A 19,612-nucleotide genomic window follows, 5' to 3' on the forward strand; every position below is an offset into this window, starting at 1 on the left:
CTCGCGTATCCCTGATGTGGGCCTGAAGGCTGACGAATCAACTCAGTCCATGTCCTCGTCCTCGTCCTCGTCCTCGTCCTCGTCCTCCTCCATGCTCTCGTACCCGGAGCGGAACAGTGCGGAGAAGCTGGGGTACTTCGTCGGGTCGCCGTACTTCGGTGCGAACTCGTAGGCGGCCCACTCGCCGTCCGGCCCGACGTCGGTCGGATCGAGTAGCCAGAAGTCCTCTCCCCGGGTGAGCACGATGGACCGGCGAAACAACTGAACATCGTCCTCGTTGCCGGGTATGGAGTCGTAGATCTCGGTCACGCGTCTGCCGGCCTCGCTGTCCCGCATCCACAAGACGCGATCGCAGGAATGGACAGCGTCCACGCGGTCATCGAGGTGCGTCCACCCGTCGCTTGCCAGGAAGAATCCCCGCAGGCTGGGTGGGAACCGCACGCCGAGCCGCTCCTCGGATGCCGCCAGAGCCTCCTCCCGAGCAGGGGCTTCACCCAACCACAGCTCAACCCGCCCCCCTCGATCCAGAACCTCCAGCTGATCCTCATCCAGCAGGTCGACCAACTCTTCGTCGTCGGCACGGACCTTCACGTACAGCTCGCCGTATCGCTCCAGAAAGACACGCCACTCCTCCGGCGTGGCCAGAACAACGTCAACTTCATTCTCTACAGGCTCGGTTGTCTCACTCATGCCGATCATGGTGCCAGGTGGCTATGACAATGCCGACGGCTGCCGACCGTACCGTGCGAGGGCCAGCTCGTAGTTGCTGCCTCTGATGCGGACGTGGCATCTGACGACACCGCCTGAACTCCAGCAGGACTTCGCCGTCTGACCTGTGGCTTTGGCCGCGGCGGCTTCCCCTCAGGACGAGGCGGCCGGCCTGTCACGGCCGAGACGGACGAGGGCGCGGTCGTGGACGCGAGTCAGAAACAGCAGGGCACATGTGGCCCCGATCAGGGCACAGAGCATGTCCCACTGGGTGTCCCAGACGTCACCTTGCGTGCCCAGGAAGGCGTCTGCGGCCTCGCCTCCGGTGGCCGCCGCGAGCCATTCCAGCATCTCGAAGACGGCACTGAAGGCCAGGCACGCACAAACGGTGAGCGGGGCCAGCCAGCGGCTGCCACGCAACGGGGAGGTGCGGACGAGGAGTTCGCGTACCAGGACGGCCGGGACGAAGCCCTGCATCAGGTGGCCGAAGCGGTCATAGGGGTTGCGATCCCATCCGAGCCAGTCACACACCCAGTCCCCCGCCGGCACCTCCGCGTAGGTGTAGTGACCGCCCACGATGAGGACCAGCGCGTGCGCCGCCAGCAGCCCGCACAGCAGGCCACTCAGTGGGAAGCGATGGCGCAGCAGTACCGCCAGCGGCAAGCCCGCCATCACCCACACTGTCTCCAGCAGCCAGGTCGTCGGATCGGCCGCCCCGAATCGTGACACGACGAGCGCGGCGCTCACCGAGACGGCGAGGGCGACTGGCAACCGGCGCCGAGGCGACAGACTCGCCTCCCGCGTCGGGGCAAGGGCTGGGTGGGTAGAGGTCATCGCCTGCTCCTCGTGCCTGGGGCGGACCTCCACCTTCAGGCCCGGTCGCGATCGGGCCCATGAGTACGCGTACTCAAACCATCCGCTGGGCCACCCTGATCGGGGTGAGTAGGGCGCAGGGCAGGTCTTGCTTCGCGCTCCGATGTCGTGGGGGGCGGGCTACTGCCTTGCGCACGAGACGGCCGCTGTTCCTGCTCACAGGCGAGGTGAATCTTCGTTGTCCAGCCCTCGGGTGAGCAGGCCATCTGCCGAGCGCCTCCTCGACCACACTCACATCAGCTTCCCGCGCAGCGTTGATCCAGGCGCCGCGCTAGAGGGCCGCATGGTCCTGGCATGGGAAGGGGTCGGTGAGAAGCGCGAGGAGGCGCAGACGGCCTGTTGGAACTGACGACTACCGCAGTGTCGATCACCGCCCCACCGCCTCACCGTCACCGCCTCACCGGTGGTGCGGCGAGGTCAGGTAGTGCTGCCTGAGGAACTCCTTTCCGTAGTCGTTACCGTTGGGTGTGCGGATGATGGAGTGGACGTGTCTCTGGGTCGGGCCGCTGCCCGGTGTCGTTCCGTATGCGCCCGCCAGCGGGCCGGGAGCCTGGCAGTCGACCTCGACCCAGACGACCGGGCTGTGCACGCGGACGTAGAAGGCGTCGTCGTCACCGGTGCCGCCGGCCCAGGTGACGTACGTGTCGTCGAGATGTGCCCGCACCTCGGCCGTCCGCACCTTGGCGACGTCGGCCTTGGCCCGGTCGACGAAGGCCTCGACGATGCCGATGAGCTTGTTCTTCTGGGTGGAGTCGAGTGCGTTGCCGCGCAGACCCACGTACTCCTGAACCGTGTTGTCGGAGAACGCGAGGGCTCGAGGATCTGGGCGGGCAGGGCCGCAAGCGGCGGATCACCGAAGGGGAACGATCCCGGATCATCTCCCTGGTCAAGACCGTGCCGCCGGGGCGACTGCGGTGGGAGCCCGTCGGGGAGCTGTGGGCCTTCGACGAGTCCGGACCCGCCGAGTGGACCCTGAATTCCCTGACCGCCGCAGCGCGGGCCGAGGGGATCGAGGTGGGCCGCTCACAGGTCAGACGCATTCTGCTCGCCGAGGGCGTGCGCTGGCGCCGCACCCGGTCCTGGATGCGGTCGAAGGACCCGGACTTTGTCCCAAAAGGACAAGGATCATCGGCCTCTACACCCACCCGCCCGACGACGCGACGGTGATCTGCGCCGACGAGCTGGGGCCGGTGATCCCGCGGACTTTCCCACCCGCACCCGCCTGGTCACCGGAAGGCCACCGCATCAAGGCGGAACTCGACTACAGCCGCGGACCGGAGAAGACCTGGGTCTACGGCGGTCTGCGGCCAGCCGATGGCCAGGCCCTCACGATGACCGCGTCCTCCCGCAACAGCGTCTTCTACCAGCGGTTCCTGCAACTGATCGAGAACGCCAACCCGGAGGGAAGGATCTGGATCGTCACCGACAACCTGTCCAGCCACAGCAGCCTGTCCACCCGGACCTGGCTCGAGGACCATCCCCGCATCCACCACGCCTTCATCCCCGTCGGCGCGTGCTGGCTCAACCTGCAGGAAGGCTGGTGGCGCATCTTCCGCAAAGCCGCCCTCGCCGGCCAGTCATTCGCCAACCCCAATGACATCGCCCAGGCCACGAGCCTCGTAACCGACCAGCTCAACGCACGTGCCGGTCCATGGATCTGGGGCAGAACCACACCAACAACCCGTTCCCTACGACGCCGATATGTGTACCTCCTTTGAGGAATTCAGCACTATGTCGTGCACGAATGTTCACATCCGTTCCCGACCGTACGTCGACGGGGAAGCACAGGCTATCCTCCGTCCGAACCATGTCGGCTCTTCTCCTGACACGATCCCGACGTCCGCGGAGCGTGCCCAGGGCACGTAAGCCGCCGAGCATGGCCGTAAGCGCCGCTCAGTCCCTCTTCGTGGCCTGCTCGTAGGCCTGCCGCACCTCCGCCGGGATACGCCCACGCATGGGGACGCTGAATCCGTTCGCACGGCCCCACTGACGGATACTCTCCGGATCGGAGGACTGCTGTACCGACGGCATCGGGGGCGACCACTGATCGAGGACCGACGGCACGAAACCGACACCGCCCTCCCGGAGATCCTTGGGGAACTGCGGGACCACTGTCTCCCCAGTCAGCACAGACACCAGGAAGTGCGTCAGATTTCCTGCGAAGGTGAACCAGCGGGGCCCTCGTGCCTCGTTGACAGCGATCGTCCAAGCGTCCGGCTGCCCCTGCGGATCGGTCACCCAGAACAGTCGCTCACCGTTGTCCGTGCCACCGCAGGGGAGCAGGAGCGAGGGAGCCACGGGCGCGGGGTAGATGCCCTGAGATTGATCGGACCGCATCTGTTCCCGGAGCTGGCTGCTCGCGGGGCCTGTCAGGTTGACGTGAACCGAGGTGTGACGGGGGTCGTAGACCCAGAGGTAACCGGCAAAGCAGCCGGGGTCATACGCGGCGGTGAGTTGTTTGTAGTCGTCCGGAAGAGGGGTGCCCAGCGTGGACTCGACGTGTGCCCAGTCCACCGGCTGTTGGCGGACGGTGGGAGGGGGGCAGAGCTCCGTGAGGCGCTCAAGGGGACTCATTCGATTCCGCTCCTGCGTCGGATCTGCTGCGCGGCATGATCGGGGTTCTCAAGGTCGGCTCTGAGCTGGAAGCCCCGGTCACCGTCGGCTTCCATGGTTATCCACTTGGGCACAGAGGTCTTCGCGTCGTCGGTGTATTCAAGATAGACGCTGTACTGGACGATCTCACCCGGGTGGCCGGGGGCTCCGCGCACGGCGTCGCGGATCTGCAGTTCCAGATCCCGCATGTGCGGTGAGTTGGTGGGGTTCTGGGTGATGGTGAAAAGATTGTCCAGGGTGTCACCGGAGCCGCCCAGGGCCTGCGCGAGCATGTGGCCGCGCCCCTGGTTGTGGTCGGTGCCGTGGACGAAGCCGGGTGGCCGCAGGGACTTTTTGGCATCGGTGCCCTCGCCGAGCATGTCGCGCGTGATGGTGGCGTGCATTTCGTAGGGGCGGCCGTGTTCGTCCCGCACCCAAGACGACTTTGTCGCCCCAGGTGGGGTCCGGTTCGCAGCCGGCCAGGCCGAGCGGGTCGGCGAGGGTGAAGGGGTTGGGAACGTAGGCGTAATGATTCGTGGAGGGGGCGAGTCCGAGGGGGTCTGGGCTGAGATATCGGCCCAGGTGCGGGTCGTAGTACCGGTTGACGTTGTAGTGCAGGCCTGTTTCCGGGTCGTACTGCTGGCCGGGATAGCGCAGGGGCGTGTAAGTAGTGCAGTCGCGGTTCCATTGGGTGGATCCCCACACGCTGTCGCGGGCACGCCAGGCCAACGTGCCGTCGGGGGTCACGAGCTCGCTGGGCGCGCCGGTCAGGTCGGCCACGATGGCGAAGAAGCGCCGGTCAACGTCGTCCTGCTGGCCGTTCGGTTTGGCCTCGCGTTGGGCCAAGGGGCGAAGGCACAGGTAGTCCCAGGTCAGGGTGACGCCGTCAGCTTGCTGCTCGACCAGTTGCGCGCCGTCCCAGATGTAGGTGCTGCGCTCGACGGGGTGGTCGTTGTCGTCGAGGCGGTGTTTGGCGATACGGCGCCCCAGGGCGTCGTAGAGGTAGTGCCAGCGGCCGTGGTGGGGGGTGGTGGCGTGGGTGAGGCGGTCCTCCGCGTCCCAGGTGAAGTGCCAAGTGAGGGTCTTGCCGCTGAGTGTGGTGCTTCGACGGCGGATAACGCGGCCTTGGGCGTCGTAGTGATCGTGTGTGCGTCCCGCCTGGGCCAGACGGCTACCGCTGTAGCGGTGCTCACCGGTGCGGTCCTGTCCGGGGACACGTTCGGGCAGGCTGGCATGGGTGAGGTCGCCGGCTGTGTTGTAGGCGTAGGTCTCGTTCCAGCCGCGGGCGTGGACGGCCGTGACACGGCTGGCGGTGTCGAGGCTGTAGGTACGCTGTCCCGTAAGGCTGTCGTCGATGCCGGTGAGGGTGCCGTCGGCCTGGTAGGTGAACTCTCGCCGGAGCAGGCTCTCCTGGCCGCTGGTGAGGGATTGGGACAAGACACGGCCGACGCTGTCCCAGCTCTGGTGAAGGCTCAGGAAGCCGTCCAGGGTACGGGCCGTTTCGCGACCCAGGGCATCGCGTTCGAAGGTAAAGGTGTGATCGCCGCTGGTGTAGGAAGACAGTCCGCCGGTGTCGTAGACCAGGGTGCTGGTGGCGCCGGTGGGAGTGCGGCGGTGGATGCGGCGCCCGAGCGCGTCGAAGCCGTAATAAGTGGTGGCGCCGTTGACAGTCTCGGCCACGATGCGGCCTGCCGCATCCCGCTCCAGATCAATACAGGCGTGCGGGTTGGTGATCTGGGTGACGTGGCCGCGCTCATCACGGGTGAATGTGGAGACGGCGCCGTCGTCGTGGTGCAGGCTGGTGACGCGGCCCAGCACGTCGCGCTCGAAGGTGAGGGTCTGCCCCGCCCCGTTGGTTCGGGAGGTCAGACGCCCCAGGGCGTCGTGCCCGTAGCTGATGGTACGGCCGTCGAAGTCGGTTTCGGACACCAGGCGGCCGGCTGCATCATAGGTGTAACGCCACTGCAGGCCCTCTGCGTTGGTGACCTGGGTCAGACGCAGCTCGGTGTCGTGGGTGAAGCGGTAGTCGACTCCGTCTGTCGTGGTGGTGACACTGGGTTTGTCGAAGTGGGTGGCCTGATGGCGGCTGGTGCGGCCCATCCGGTCGGTGTGACTGGTCAGGTTTCCCTCGCCGTCCCAGTTCCACTCTTCTCTGCTGCCGTCGGGCAGTTCACGCCAGGAGGGTCGTCCTTCAATGGTCCAGCCTTGGCGCAGGACGCCTCCCAAAGCGTCGACGGCGTGGACGACGCGACCGAAGGCGTCGCGGGTCAAGGTCATCAAGGCGCCGTCGGGGGCAGTAATCCGGCTCGGAAGCCCGGCCGCGTCGGTGGTGATCCGGGTGCAGTCACCGACCGCGTTACGGATGGCAGTGATGTGTCCGCGGGAATTGTAGGTGTACTCCGTGCGCGCACCATCAGCCTCGATCACGGCGGTGCCGTTGCCGTGCTCGTCGTATTCGAAGGCACGGCGGGCGCCACCGCGTTCGGTGATACAGACCGGTAGGTCCCACTCGTTGTACACGGCGTGGCTGTAGGCGCCGTCCGCGGCGTGCAGACCGGTCAGATTGCCGCGTGCGTCACGCTCGTAACGGGTGGTAACCCCCAGGGGGTCGGTGTGGGCCAGGATCCGATCCTGGTCGTCGAAACTGAAGGAACTGGTGTGGCCCAACGGGTCGGTCTCTGCCACCACTTGGAGCGCGCTGTTGAGGTAGTAGGTGCTGGTAGCACCGGTGGAGTCGGTGTATCGGGTGATCCGGTCGCCGGTCTCGGTGTGTCGCGCGTAGGCGAAGGCGGACGAAAGGATGCCGTCCGGGCCGACGGTGCGGGTGATCCGCCCGTCGTCGTCGAAGACATAACGGAAGGTTGAATCGTTGCGGTCGGTCCAGGAGGTGTCGCGGTCCGCGTCGTCGTAGGTGAAGCGCAGGGGCAGGCCGGTGGAGTTGGTGACCGCATCCAGGCGACCCCGCCGGTCGTAGCCGTAGCGCAGCACGGGGAGCGGGCCCTCGGGAGTGCGCAGGGACAAGATGCGGATGCGGGCGTCCTCGACGGTGAGCGCCAGGTGGTAGCCGCCGCCGTGGGCGACGGCAGTCGGGGAGCCGTCGCCGTCGCGGTGCACGATGATGCGGTTGCCGTGACGGTCTTCGATCTCGCCGAGCCAGTAAGCGGGCGAGGCGTTGTAGGGGCTGCCGGTGAAGGTTCTCACGAGCCGGGTGACCGGCTCGGTTATCTGGTACGTGGTGGTGCCGTTGTCGTGCCCACCGTGCACCAGTGGCAGGCGGGGGCCCTCCAGAGGCAGGACGCCTTCCGTATCCCCCGGTGCGGGCAGAGCCGGGTAGACCAGTAGCGACCCGTCCTCACGCGCCCACACCGCTCCCTGCCCCTGGGGGTCGAGTTCGATGCGTTCATCCAGCGTGGAGGCCCAACTCCGGCCGAACCACTGCCCGTAGCTGTAGCCGGACAGGTGAGTGCGGCGCAGCACGAGCGGCAGGACGCCGGGCAGGGAGAGGTCTGTGTGCGGGAGGGTCATCTCTCCGGTCGCGATGTCGACCGGGTCGTTGAGGCATTTCTTCTTGAGCAGGGGAATGGCGTTGCGGCGCGGGTCGTTCTTCGCCCCGTCGAGCCGGGCCGGCTTGGCACGATCGCTGTCGAGCTTGCTGTGGGCGCCGGGGATTCCCGGCGCTTCACCGAAGCCCTTCCCGTCGCCGTGCTTGCCGACGTCGATGCCCTTGGCCTTGTTACGGACATCGATGTCGTTGTGCTTGTGCAGCCGCGATGTCGCCTTCGCCCGCTCGCTCGGGCACGATCTCCGTGATGTGCTTGGAGACTTTGCCGAGCGCCTTCTCGGAGCCCTTCAGCGCCCCGTGCAGCACACTGTCGAAGGCCTGCGTGAACGGGTCACGACCCTTGCTGCGGCCGAACGCACCGCGGGCCTTGCCCAGCGACGTGGACGAGGCAAGATGCAGCTCACTGCCGTGCTTGGAGACCTTGCCCGCGCCGTCCTCGAACTCGACATGGTCGATGTGAGTCCGCTTCTGCGCGCCACCACCAGAGCCACCCGAGCCGTCGGCCGAGGCGAGGTGCATCCCGCCCTTACCGTCGTGCCCGCCGCCCCCGCTGCCGTCGGCCGCCGGCATCGAGAACGCGCCCTCGGCCAGGTCGAGCACCATGTCCTCGACCATCGCCTCCAGCTTGGCGTTGACCGGCTCGGTGATCTTCGCGAGGACCTCGTCGACGATCCGGTCCACGGCCTCGTCGATGATCCGCTTGACGACCTGGCGCATCGCAGCGACCTCGGCCGCTCCGATCAGCGCCGACAGACCACCCGTGACCACCGCCAGACCGGCCGAGATGCCTACCGACCCCGCCATGACGGCGAGTTCGATCTCCGCCTTGGTCTTCATCCCGAAGATGATGTCCGCGAGCACATCACAGGCGTCCGCGAACAGCCGCGCCAGCTCCGGCATTTTCTCCAGGTGACTGGCCTTCACCTGGTTCCAGTGCTTCTCGAACGAGTCCACGGCCCAGCCCTCGGACGAGGACAGGATGCGCGTCACCGCCTTGTGCGCATCACCCCCGTGGCCCTCGAACTGCTCCGCGAACTCCCGCATGGCCGTTGCTATTTCACGGTAGTCGTCCTCGTCTACGTTCGGGAACTTGATCCCGATGAACTCCAGGACGTCGTCCAGCCAGCCCGGAATTGTGTAGCCCATCCCGTGTCTCCCCCCGTAAGCACGCCCTGCATCGCAGGCGCAACGTTTCTGCGGGCGCGAACAAGAACACTAGTAGACGGCAGTGACACCGGAGCAAGCAGGAACCAGTGGGGCCCGAAACCCGGCTATCCCTGCTGTCTTGGCCTTGCGGTCCAGGCCATGCGTGGCGAGATCCTGGGGTCTGTGACTGCTGTACCTGACCTTCTGGAAGGTCCTGGACGGATGGCGCTGCTGGCGCGATCCGAGGCTCCCAAGAGCGCGGAGATACTCGCACTGCGGCACCAACTGGCCGCCCTCAGCCGCCAGGTTGGCCGTGTGGGGCTCGTAAAGTCATCGCTGCAGGAGGGAGCCTACGTGCCAGGCCCTCCGCGGTGGCTGGGATGCTGCGCGTGTGATCATCTCGATGTTGTACCGGGCCACCCGGGCGCTGCTGTCCATACCCGCGGTCCTGCTGCGCCGGGACACGGCCAAGGACGCCGAACTGCTGGTGCTGCAGCACGAAAACTCGGTGTTGCGACGACAGCTCAGCGGTCCGGTCCGCTACGAGCCCGCGGACCGGTTCTGGCTGGCCGCGCTGTCGTCGCTGATTCCGCGCCGCTGCTGGAGCAGCGTCTTCGCGGTCACGCCGGGGACGCTACTGGCCCGGCACCGCAGGCTGATCGCCAAGGAGTGGGACTACTCCGACCGCCGCCGACGCACCGGGCGTCCGCCCACGGCGGTCCCGCCCAAGAAGCTGGTGTTGCGCCTGGCGCAGGAGAACCCGCGGTGGGGCCACCGGCGGATCCAGGGCGAACTGGCCCGACTGGGGCACCCGATCGCACCGTCCACGGTCTGGGAGATCCTGCACAAGGCCGGCATCGACCCCGCCCCGCGCCGCACCGGCCCGAGCTGGCGCGAGTTCCTCACCACGCAGGCCGAGGGGATCATCGCGGCGGACTTCTTCCACGTCGACACGATCACCGGCAGCCGGCTGTACGCACTGGCGTTCCTCGAACACGGCACCCGCAGACTCCACATCACCGGCGTCACCGCCCACCCCACCGCACAATGGGCGACCCAGCAGGCGCGCAATCTCGCCGATAACCTGGGCAGCCGCGTCGAGTCGCTGCGCTGCGTGCTCCGCGACCGCGACAGCAAGTACACCGGCTCCTTCGACGCCGTCTTCGAAGCCGAAGGCATGGACGTGCTGCTCAGCGCACCCCAGGCACCGCGCATGAACGCTCACTGCGAGCGAGTGATCGGCACGATCCGCCGCGAGGCACTCGACCACGTTCTGCTCCTGAACGAGGCCCACGCCCGGCAGGTCCTAGCCGAGTACCAGGACCACTACAACAGACATCGGCCGCACCGGTCCCGCGATCAACGACCGCCCGAGGCCTAGGAACAGCCAGCAGTCCTGGATGGTTTCGAGCCCCGCATGCTCTTGCGCACCCGGATCCTCAGCGGAGCAATCAACGAGTACCGGCACGTCGCTTGAACTGCAGCGATGACCTTTCGAGCCCCACACGCCGCTCAGGTTCGAAGCAGCGATACGCCGCCCAGCCACGACCCGCTCCCAGCCGCGTTCAACATCTCCATGCGTCACGCAACGGCCGTGCCCGAAAACCGGCATACCACCCACCCGAAATCGGAACTGGGGTCAAGAGTTCGCACGCCCCCATAACCCGGATTCCAGACATGGTGTCGCCGCTCCCGACCCCACTCCCACTGGGAGCAACCCCCACCAGCAGCAAGAGCGCCAGCCCATAACCAGAAACCCACCCATACGACGGGGAGCCACGGGTCACAGACCGGGCACGGATGTGAACGCCCGCGCAAGGAATCGAATATGCGCGCACCACCCCGAGTGGGAGCAAACAGACAAGGGGACAGTGGGAGCCCGCTCCCACTCCCCCGCTCCCTCCCGGGAGCGGGCCGGAAACAGAAAAAGGGCCGTTCGAAAACGGCCCTTCACCTGCGACGTTCGAATGTTCGAACTAGTCGGGACGACAGGATTTGAACCTGCGACCCCTTGACCCCCAGTCAAGTGCGCTACCAAGCTGCGCCACGTCCCGATACCCGCTGACCTGGGCTTTCCCCTGGCCGAACGTGCACCGAAACCATACCGCACTTGGGGCAGTGGTCGCGCATCCCTTTCCCGGGTGGGGCTTGACCTCAAGTTAGGTTGAGGTCGCAGGCTGACCGGCATGACGACGACAGTGCAAGCACACGCGTACGGGTATGCGGATCTGCCTCGCCTGATGAGTGCGATGACCGGGGACGAGAAGCACGGGCCCGCTGCCACCTCCACCCTCGACGTGTTGTGGGTGCTGTACGACCAGGTGCTGCGAGTCGGTCCGCGGACCGTCGAGGAGCCGGGGCGTGATCGGTTCCTGCTGTCCAAGGGGCACGGGCCGATGGCGTACTACGCGGTGCTCGCCGCGAAGGGGTTCGTGCCGGTCGAGTGGCTGGGCGGGTTCGGAGCGTACGAGTCGCCGCTCGGGCACCATCCGGACCGGGTGCTCGTGCCGGGCGCCGAGATCGGTAGTGGGTCGCTCGGGCACGGGCTGCCGATCGCGGTGGGGACGGCTCTCGGGCTGCGGGCGCAGGGGCTCGACGAGGCCGCCGTCTGGGTTCTGGTCGGTGATGCCGAGCTCGACGAGGGCAGCAACCACGAGGCCATCGCGTTCGCCGGGGCCGCCGGTATCGAGCGGCTGCACACCGTCGTGGTCGACAACCTGTCCGCCTCCTACGGCAGGGTCGGTGGCATCGCGGCGCGGTTCGAGCCGGCTGGTCGACGCTGACCGTCGACGGCCGGGATCACGCCGCTCTGTACGAAGCCTTCACCGCGCCGCATCCGGGGCGGCCGCACGTGGTCGTCGCGCGCGTCGAAGCGAAGTTCTCGTGATCTCCGCAGCTGACCAGGCCAGGCCGATCGGAAGGAACCTTCATGGACACCATGCGTGACCGCTTCGCCCCCGTCGTCTCCCGGCTGCTCGACGAAGATCCGCGGGTGGCCGTCGTGCTTGCCGACATCGGCCTCGTGCCGTTCGCCCGGGCCGCGCGTCGCCACCCCCACCGGGTCATCAACGTCGGAATCCGGGAGCAACTGCTGATCGGCGCCGGTGCGGGGCTCGCCCTCGCCGGGCTGCGGCCCGTCCTGCACACCTTCGCCAGCTTTCTCGTGGAGCGGCCCTTCGAGCAGGTCAAGCTGGACTTCGGGCATCAGGACGTGGGCGGGGTGCTGGTGAGCGCCGCCGGTTCGTACGACGTGTCGGCCGGTGGCTTCACGCATATGGCGCCCGGTGACGTGGCCCTGCTCGACACGCTCGACGGCTGGACCGTGCAGGTGCCGGGGCACCCCGACGAGGCGGAGGTGCTGCTCCGGCACGCCGTGAAGGACGGTGACGCGCGCGTGTACGTCCGGCTTTCCTCGCAGGCCAACCAGGAGCCGCTCGCCGTTGACGGGCAGCGGCTGATCACCGTACGCGAGGGGCGCGGGGGCGTCGTGGTCGCTGTCGGGCCGCTGCTCGACCCTGTGCTGGCGGCGACCGCGGGACTCGACGTCACCGTGCTCTACGCGTCGACGGTGCGGCCCTTCGACTCCGGGGCGCTGCGCCGGGCCGTGGGCGCGGGGCGCGCCGCCGACGTCGTTCTCGTCGAGCCGTATCTCGCGGGCACGTCGACGGCGGTCGCGAACGACGCGCTCGCCGATCTTCCGCACCGCGTACTCGGGCTCGGGGTGGGCCGTCGCGAGTTGCGGCGCTACGGCAGCCCGGAGGAGCACATCGCCGCGCACGGTCTCGACGCGGCGGCGCTGCGGGAACGGATCACCGCCTTCCTCGGCACGCCTGTCGCCGGTCAGGCGTGAGGACGGAGGCTACGGGCACGCGGCGTCCCTGCGGGGACGGGTCAGCGGGATCCTGGGCGGGCCGGCCGGCGGTCCGGCGTGGGCGCGGACCGTACGGGTGGCATGTCAGCCCGTACGAGGCCGCGGATCGGCCGGGCCGCGAGCAGGGCCGTCGCGCAGAGGACGGTGACGACGCCTCCGGTGAGGAGGACGTTCCGGGTGCCGAACGCTTCGGCCGCGGGGCCGGCGAGGGCCTGGCCGACCGGGGCCATGGCGAGGGAGCCGGCGACGTCGTAGGCGTGGATGCGGTTGAGGACGTCGCGCGGGACCTGGGTCTGCACGCTCGTCGCCCACATCACGCCCCAGAACGACATGCCCGCGCCGGCGACCGCGCAGCCCGCCATCATCCCGGGCACGCCGAGGCCCGCGCCGACGACGGTCGGGAACAGGGCGAAGGCGAACAGGGCGAGGGAGCCTGCGCGGAGCATGCGGCGAGGGCGCAGGCGCAGGGCGATCAAGCCGCCTATCACGGTGCCCGCGCCGAGCGCCGAGTTGATGAGGCCGTAGGCGCGCGGTCCGTGCTCCTGGGTGACCTGGGTGGCGATGAGAGGAAGGGCGGGGCCCGAGGCGCCGATCATCAGGACGCACCAGATGGCGATGACCCCCCACAGCCACGTGCGGGAGCGGAACTCCCGCCAGCCCTGGACGAGATCCTTGCGGAAGCCGTTGTCGGACGGGCGGCTGTCGGGCGGTGCCGGTGGCAGGCGCAGCAGGAGCAGGCATACGGCGCTCAGCGCGTACGTTGCGGCGTGCGCGGCGAAGACGAGGCCCGGGGAGGCGAACGCCACGAGCAGGCCGGCGACGGCGGGGCCCGCGAGCTGTGAGCCGGACTCGGCGACGCGGATCGCCCCGTTCGCAGCCTGTACGTCGTCGGCGAGGCGGGGCACGGTGCTGGCTACGCCGGGCTGGAAGAGGGCGGACGCCGCACCGTTGACGGCGCCGATGACGCAGATCTGCCAGAGCACGACGTGCCCGGTGAAGAACATCACGGCGGCCAGGGACTGGGAGAGGAGGCGGGTGGCGTCCGCGCCGATCATCAGCCATCGGGTGCTGAAGCGGTCCGCGAAGACGCCGCCGAAGATGACGAGCCCGGCGAAGCAGCCGACGGACGCGGCCGTCGCGAGACCGACAGCGCCCGCGCCGTACCCGTACTGGAGCAGTCCCGCGGCGAGGGCCACGGGCAGCATGGTGTCGCCGAGTTTGGCGACCGCCCGCGCCGTGAAGAACAGTCCGAAGTCGCGCGACCAGATGCCTGCCCGGCGGGGCTCGGAGCCGTCGTAGCGGCCCCGGCGTCGGCCACCGACGCGCCACACCGACCGGACATCCGACCCGAGCGGCCACCGTCTCCCACCGACGCGCCGTACCGGCTGGGCATCCGACCCCAGCGGCCACCGCCGCCCACCGACGCGCCGCACCGACCGGGCACCCGACCCCAGCGGCCACCGCCGCCCACCGACGCGCCGCACCGACCGGGCACCCGACCCCAGCGGCCACCGCCGCCCACCGACGCGCCACACCGACCGGACATCCGACCCGAGCGGCCGGTCATCCAGTCCAGGCGTCTGGCCATGCGGCCGGCGCACCGTCTGAGCATCCGACCCGGATGGCCGGTCATCCGCGTCAGGCGTCTGGCCATCCGACCCGAGCACCACGTCACCCGCGCCGAGCGACCGGCCCTCCGGCGACCGACCATCCGGCCCGAGCAACACGTCCTCCGGCTCGAGCAGCAGGCCATCCGGGCCAGGCGACCGCCCGTCCGGCCCGGCCGGTATCCGGCTCCCGTCGCCGTCGCCCTCCGGGCAGCCGTCGCCACCCGCCCCCGGGCAACCGCCTCCCGTCCCGTCCCCGTCCATGCCCGCCCCGACTCGTCCTCGACCGCTTCCACCCCGACGGGCGGATCATGCCACGCGGGCCGGGGCCGCCCCCACGGGATTTCAGTCCGTGGCCGGCGGGGCCAACTCCGGGTGGGCGTCGAGGAGTCGGGGCGGAGCGGCCTGGCGCCAGGAGTCGGTGAGGATGGCTCGTAGTTCGTCGGTGTCGTCAAGGGCGGCGAGCCGGGCGCGGACCCAGGCGGAGTACGCCTCGTGGTCGGCGATCCAGAACTTCTCGGGCTCGGCCAGGACCAGTTCGTCCCGCTCCGCCTTGGGGCAGCGCACGGCGATCGACGTCTCCCGCTCGGGCAGCGTGATGTACATCTTTCCCGCGACCCTGAAGGTCGGCATGGACCAGGCGATCTTCTCCGTCGTCTCCGGAAGGGACAGGGCGATGGCGCGTACATCCTCGGCGTCGGGCATGGGAGGAACCGTAGCCAAGGGCACTGACAGTGGGCACCGAGGGCACCGAGGGCACCGACAATGTGTACTGGCAGTCGCCGCGACGGCCCGGCTCACGGCACGCGTTTGTCCAGCCAGGCCGTGAGGTCGGCCTGGACCTCGTCGCGATTGGTCTCGTTGAGGATCTCGTGGCGGGCGCCCTCGTAGCCGCGCCAGGTCAGGTCGGTGACGCCGGCGTAGCGGAAGTCCTCGAGGAGTTCGTGGACGAGGATCATCCGCTGGTTGCAGGGGTCCTCGGTGCCGACCGCGATGTGGATGGGGAGGTCGGCGGGGATGCGGGCGAGGTTCGCCGGGTCGTTGATCCGGCGGACGGCGCGGACCCAGTCGAGGGTGAGGCCCGCCGAGAACGGGAAGCCGCAGCGCTCGTCGGCCACGTACCGGTCGACCTCGGCCTCGTCCCGCGAGAGCCACTCGAAGCCGGTGCGGTGCGGGTACGGGTCGTTGAAGGAGGCGAACAGGTCGGGGACGTAGGAGGAGAGCGCGGCGCGGCCGGAGCAGGCGATGTCCGCCTCCAGGGCGGCGATGGAACCCTCGTTGTCAGCGCTGGGCAGGGAGCGGAAGGTGCCGGAGAGGATCAGGCCGACCAGGTCGTCCGCGTGCCGCTGCGCGTAGTCGCGCGCGAGCAGCGAGCCGAGGCTGTGGCCGAGCAGCACGAAGGGGACGTCCGGGTACAGCGCCCGTGCCTGGTCGCCGATGGCCTTGAGGTCCTCGACGATGGCGACCCAGGCGTCGACGGTGCCGGGTTCCGCGTCGTCGGTGACGCCGTAGCCGCCGGTGGTCACGGCCGTGGCGCCGTGGCCGCGGTGGTCGGAGGCGATGACGCCGTAGCCGTGCGAGGTGAGGTGCCGGGCGAAGCGGTCGTAGCGCAGGCCGTGCTCGGCCGCGCCGTGGGCGATCTGCACGAACGCGCGGGGCCTGCCCCCTTCGGGAAGCCAGGTGTACGTGGCCACGGCGGCGCCGTCGCCGGTGCTGAGCGCGCTGGTGGTGTACGCGGGGTCGGTCATGGGGCGGCTCCTGATCACGGGTGGGGCGTGCGGGTTCTCTGCACCTCCCCTGCCCCGTCGGCGCTCATTCCTGCCGACCCGCCAAGAGGGTCTGTGCGAGGCGCTTGTAGAAAAGCGTTGTGGGGCGCAGGGTCCCGGCGGGGTCGGCCGCGTAGTCGGGGATGGTGCCGACCCGCGTCCAGCCCGCGGCGCGGTAGAAGGTCTCTGCGGGGCTGCCGGTCTCGGTGTCGAGGACGAGGAGGGTGAGGCCGGCGTCGGCGGCGGCTTGTTCCGCGGTCGTGAGGAGGGTGCGGCCGAGGCCCTTGCCGCGTGCGGAGTCGTGCACCATCAGCTTGACCACCTCGGCCCGGTGGCGACCGGTGGCCTTGTCGCTGAAGGCGAGGGAGACCGTGCCGAGGCAGCGGTCCGAGACTTCGTCCGCAACGGCCCAGACGGCGAGGGCGCCGCGCTCCACGGCGGGTGTGCGCTCGCGCCACCAGGCGGCGGCGGTCCGCCGGGTGAGTCCGTCGAGGAAGCCGAGGGAGTGGCCGCCGTTCACGACATCCGCGAGTAGCTGCCCCAACTGGTCGGCGTACGCGTCCACTTGAGTCGCCGTCAGCCTTCGGGCCCGGAGCGTCACGGGAGGACCACCACCAGTGCGTAGCGCACGGCCTCGGGGCCCGGGCAGTGGAAGTGCGTCGGACCCCATACGCGAAAGCGCAGGCAGTCGCCGGTGGTGAGGGTATGCGTGACGCCCTGCACGGTGAGGGCCATGCGGCCGCCGAGCACCCAGATGTGCTGTTCGAGGCCGGGAACGGGCGGCCGGTCGTAGACGATGTCGGCATACGGTTCGAGGTGGCCCTCGACGACCTCGGCGCGCAGGCCGGTGAGCGGCGGCGACACCGAGCGCCGCACGAAACCGCTCGCGCCGTCGCGCCACACGGGCTGCTCGGCGGCGCGGACGACCTGGGCCGGGGCGGACTCGACCTCGCTGAGCAGCTGCGACATGGTGCGTCCGTAGACGGCGCAGAGCCGGCTGAGGAGCGCGGCGGTCGGGCTGATCTCGGCGCGTTCGGCGCGGGACAGGGTGGACCTGCTGACGCCGCTGCGGTCCGCCAACTCCCCCAGGGACCAGCCTCGTTCGGACCGAAGCTCGGCCAGTCGCGCGCCGAGCCTGGCGTCGACCGGGTCCGATTCGGCGACGACGGTGGGACTCGTGGCGTCCGGGGCCGCTTCTCTCTCGCGTCTCATATTCGGCACGGTATCCCAGATATGAAACGAGAGAGGAAATGGTCAGGTTAAAAAATCAAGCACCCGATTCAGTCCCCGGCCGCCTCCCCCAGCGCATCCAGGACCGGCCGGATCAGCGGATGCGTCTCCGCACCGTGCCGGACCGCCGCGAAGACCTTGCGGGTGGGGGCGACGCCCTCGATCGGGCGGACGACGACCTCGGACAGCTCCATACCGACCAGCGCCGAGCGCGGGACGAGAGCGACGCCGGCGCCCGCCGAGGCGAGGGCGACGACGGCGCGGAAATCGTCGGACGAGTGCTCGAACTGCGGGGAGAATCCGGCGTGTTCGCAGGCCAGGACGACGACGTCATGGCACGGGTTGCCCGGGTAGGGGCCCATCCAGGTGTCCTTGGCCAGCTCGGCGACGGGCACCCGCTCGGCGTCCGCGAGCCGGTGCGCGACGGGCAGCACCGCGTCGAACGGCTCCGCGTAGAGGGCCAACCTTGTGATCCGGTCGTCGTCGGCCCCGGGAGCGCCCCGGTACTCGACGGCGACCGCCACGTCGATCCGCCGGTCGAGGAGCATCGGCAGGCTGGCGTCGCCCTCGGCGTCCTGGACCCGTACGCGGATGCCGGGCGCGGTGTGCGCGAGGCGGGCCAGGGCCGGGCCGACGACCAGGCCGATCCCGGTCGCGAAGGAGGCGAGGGTCACGGTGCCCGCCTCGCCTGTGCTGTACGCGGCGAGCTCCGCCTCGGCCCGCTCCAGCTGGGCCAGGACGGCGTTCGTGTGGGTGAGCAGGATCTCGCCCGCGGGGGTGAGCCGGACCCCGCGGGCGCCGCGCTCGACGAGCTTGTGACCCGTCTCCTGCTCCAGGGCGGTCAGCTGCTGCGAGACCGCTGACGGGGTCAGGTACAGCGCGGCGGCAGCCGCCGTGACCGTGCGGTGGTCGGCCACCGCCCGGAGGATGTGCAGCCGCCGCGCTTCGATCATGCCCCGATTATCACAAACCGGTCAGGGAGAGCCGTGACCGGTCAGCCCAGCTGCGCGCGGGCCGACACGAAGGCGTCCACGGCGCGGTTCACGTCCTCGGTCGAGTGCGCGGCGGAGAGCTGGACGCGGATCCGGGCCCGGCCCTGCGGCACGACCGGGTACGAGAAGCCGATCACGTACACGCCGCGCTCCAGGAGCAGCTCGGCCAAGCGGCCCGCGACCGACGCGTCACCGATCATGACGGGTGCGATCGCGTGGTCGCCGGGGAGGATGTCGAAGCCCTCCTCCATCATCCGCGTACGGAACAGCTTGGTGTTCGCGGCGAGGCGCATCCGCAGGTCACCGGCGGATTCCAGGAGGTCGAGGACCTTCAGGGAGGCGGCCGCGATTACCGGGGCGAGGCTGTTGGAGAACAGGTAGGGGCGCGAGCGCTGGCGCAGCAGTGCGACGATCTCGGCGCGGGCCGCGACGTAGCCGCCGGAGGCGCCGCCGAGTGCCTTGCCGAGGGTGCCGGTGATGATGTCGACGCGGTCCATGACGCCGTGCAGCTCGGGGGTGCCGCGCCCGCCGGGGCCGACGAAGCCGACCGCGTGCGAGTCGTCGACCATGACCATGGCGTCGTAGCGCTCGGCGAGGTCGCAGATGTCGGCGAGCGGCGCGACGTAGCCGTCCATGGAGAAGACGCCGTCGGTGACGATGAGCTTGCGCCGGGCGCCCGCTTCGTCGGCCGCCTTGAGCTGCGTCTCGAGGTCGGCCATGTCGCGGTTCGCGTAACGGAAGCGCTTGGCCTTGCTCAGCCGGATGCCGTCGATGATCGAGGCGTGGTTGAGGGCGTCGGAGATCACCGCGTCCTCGGGGCCGAGGAGGGTCTCGAAGACGCCGCCGTTGGCGTCGAAGCAGGAGGAGTAGAGGATCGTGTCCTCCTGGCCGAGGAAGGAGGACAGGCGCGCCTCCAGCTCCTTGTGCACCTCCTGCGTGCCGCAGATGAAGCGGACGGAGGCCATGCCGTAGCCCCAGCGGTCGAGGGCGGCGTGGCCGGCCGCGATGACCTCGGGGTGGTCGGCGAGGCCGAGGTAGTTGTTGGCGCAGAAGTTCAGCACCTCGCCGGGGCGGCCTTCCCCAAGCTCTCGGCTTCGCTCGAGCAGGGGAGACCCCAATGCCGTCACGGCGACGGTGGCGGACTGCGGGGTGCCGATGACCCGCTCGGGCTTGTGCAGGCCCGCGGCGACGATCTCGTCGAGGGTGGCCTGGAAATCTTCGCGTACGTTGTCGAACATGCCGTAAGTCCTTAGGTCTTCAAGTCC

At 69.3% G+C, this 19,612-nt stretch carries 13 protein-coding genes, 1 tRNA gene and 3 pseudogenes; 4 read left to right on the forward strand and 13 right to left on the reverse strand.

Annotation, left to right across the window (positions count from 1 at the left end; genetic code table 11):
• Window positions 1–42 precede the first annotated feature (42 nt).
• The 3 genes from ABD366_RS10285 to ABD366_RS10295 form a co-directional block, all read right to left on the reverse strand.
• Window positions 43–699, reverse strand: coding sequence for an SMI1/KNR4 family protein (locus ABD366_RS10285; protein ID WP_324772505.1), 657 nt, complete (start codon window positions 697–699; stop codon window positions 43–45).
• Window positions 700–861: 162 nt separating this feature from the next.
• Window positions 862–1,542: a DUF2238 domain-containing protein gene (locus tag ABD366_RS10290; RefSeq protein ID WP_324772504.1), complete on the reverse strand. Its 681-nt coding sequence runs from the start codon at window positions 1,540–1,542 to the stop codon at window positions 862–864.
• A 436-nt stretch (window positions 1,543–1,978) separates the two neighbouring features.
• The gene (locus tag ABD366_RS10295; protein WP_324772503.1) at window positions 1,979–2,359 is read right to left on the reverse strand and encodes a DUF3500 domain-containing protein; all 381 of its coding nucleotides are present in this window, start codon (window positions 2,357–2,359) and stop codon (window positions 1,979–1,981) included.
• Window positions 2,360–2,744: 385 nt separating this feature from the next.
• On the opposite strand from ABD366_RS10295, the gene ABD366_RS10300 reads away from it, so the two are divergent.
• Entirely contained in the window at window positions 2,745–3,299 is a 555-nt protein-coding gene (locus ABD366_RS10300) for a transposase (protein ID WP_324772502.1), read from the forward strand.
• Window positions 3,300–3,474: 175 nt separating this feature from the next.
• Here the strand turns inward: ABD366_RS10300 and ABD366_RS10305 are convergent, their stop codons facing one another.
• Complete coding sequence (locus tag ABD366_RS10305) at window positions 3,475–4,155, reverse strand: Lsr2 family DNA-binding protein (protein ID WP_324772501.1); 681 nt, start codon at window positions 4,153–4,155, stop codon at window positions 3,475–3,477.
• Window positions 4,152–8,881, reverse strand: a pseudogene (locus tag ABD366_RS10315) (RHS repeat-associated core domain-containing protein). The gene ABD366_RS10305 and the pseudogene ABD366_RS10315 overlap by 4 nt, the downstream one beginning before the upstream one ends.
• A gap of 403 nt (window positions 8,882–9,284) precedes the next feature.
• Between ABD366_RS10315 and ABD366_RS10325 the strand changes: the two are divergent.
• Window positions 9,285–10,358 (forward strand): annotated as a pseudogene (locus ABD366_RS10325) (integrase core domain-containing protein).
• Between the two features lie 503 nt (window positions 10,359–10,861).
• Here the strand turns inward: ABD366_RS10325 and ABD366_RS10330 are convergent.
• Window positions 10,862–10,935, reverse strand: a tRNA-Pro gene (locus ABD366_RS10330).
• Window positions 10,936–11,067: 132 nt separating this feature from the next.
• Here ABD366_RS10330 and ABD366_RS10335 point away from each other — a divergent pair.
• Together ABD366_RS10335 and ABD366_RS10340 are read left to right on the forward strand one after the other, a co-directional pair.
• Window positions 11,068–11,768: pseudogene (locus ABD366_RS10335) on the forward strand (transketolase).
• A 42-nt stretch (window positions 11,769–11,810) separates the two neighbouring features.
• Complete coding sequence (locus ABD366_RS10340) at window positions 11,811–12,731, forward strand: transketolase family protein (RefSeq protein ID WP_324772497.1); 921 nt, start codon at window positions 11,811–11,813, stop codon at window positions 12,729–12,731.
• 41 nt (window positions 12,732–12,772) lie between these two features.
• Here the strand turns inward: ABD366_RS10340 and ABD366_RS10345 are convergent, their stop codons facing one another.
• From ABD366_RS10345 to ABD366_RS10375, 7 genes are all read right to left on the reverse strand, one after another.
• On the reverse strand, window positions 12,773–14,083 hold the full coding sequence (locus ABD366_RS10345) for an MFS transporter (RefSeq protein WP_411293819.1): 1,311 nt from the start codon (window positions 14,081–14,083) through the stop codon (window positions 12,773–12,775).
• A 621-nt stretch (window positions 14,084–14,704) separates the two neighbouring features.
• Window positions 14,705–15,064, reverse strand: a complete 360-nt coding sequence (locus ABD366_RS10350) for an MmcQ/YjbR family DNA-binding protein (protein WP_324772496.1) — start codon at window positions 15,062–15,064, stop codon at window positions 14,705–14,707.
• Between the two features lie 92 nt (window positions 15,065–15,156).
• Complete coding sequence (locus tag ABD366_RS10355) at window positions 15,157–16,107, reverse strand: alpha/beta hydrolase (protein WP_324772495.1); 951 nt, start codon at window positions 16,105–16,107, stop codon at window positions 15,157–15,159.
• Window positions 16,108–16,171: 64 nt separating this feature from the next.
• Window positions 16,172–16,690, reverse strand: coding sequence for a GNAT family N-acetyltransferase (locus ABD366_RS10360; protein WP_324772494.1), 519 nt, complete (start codon window positions 16,688–16,690; stop codon window positions 16,172–16,174).
• Window positions 16,691–16,722: 32 nt separating this feature from the next.
• A complete protein-coding gene (locus tag ABD366_RS10365; protein WP_324772493.1) occupies window positions 16,723–17,337 on the reverse strand; it encodes a helix-turn-helix domain-containing protein in 615 nt (204 codons plus the stop codon).
• A gap of 68 nt (window positions 17,338–17,405) precedes the next feature.
• Window positions 17,406–18,308, reverse strand: a complete 903-nt coding sequence (locus ABD366_RS10370; protein WP_324772492.1) for a LysR family transcriptional regulator — start codon at window positions 18,306–18,308, stop codon at window positions 17,406–17,408.
• A gap of 41 nt (window positions 18,309–18,349) precedes the next feature.
• Window positions 18,350–19,585: a glycine C-acetyltransferase gene (locus ABD366_RS10375; protein ID WP_324772491.1), complete on the reverse strand. Its 1,236-nt coding sequence runs from the start codon at window positions 19,583–19,585 to the stop codon at window positions 18,350–18,352.
• Between the last annotated feature and the right edge of the window lie 27 nt (window positions 19,586–19,612).

Origin of the sequence: Streptomyces kunmingensis (assembly GCF_039533535.1) — a bacterium.
Lineage (GTDB): Bacteria > Actinomycetota > Actinomycetes > Streptomycetales > Streptomycetaceae > Streptomyces > Streptomyces kunmingensis.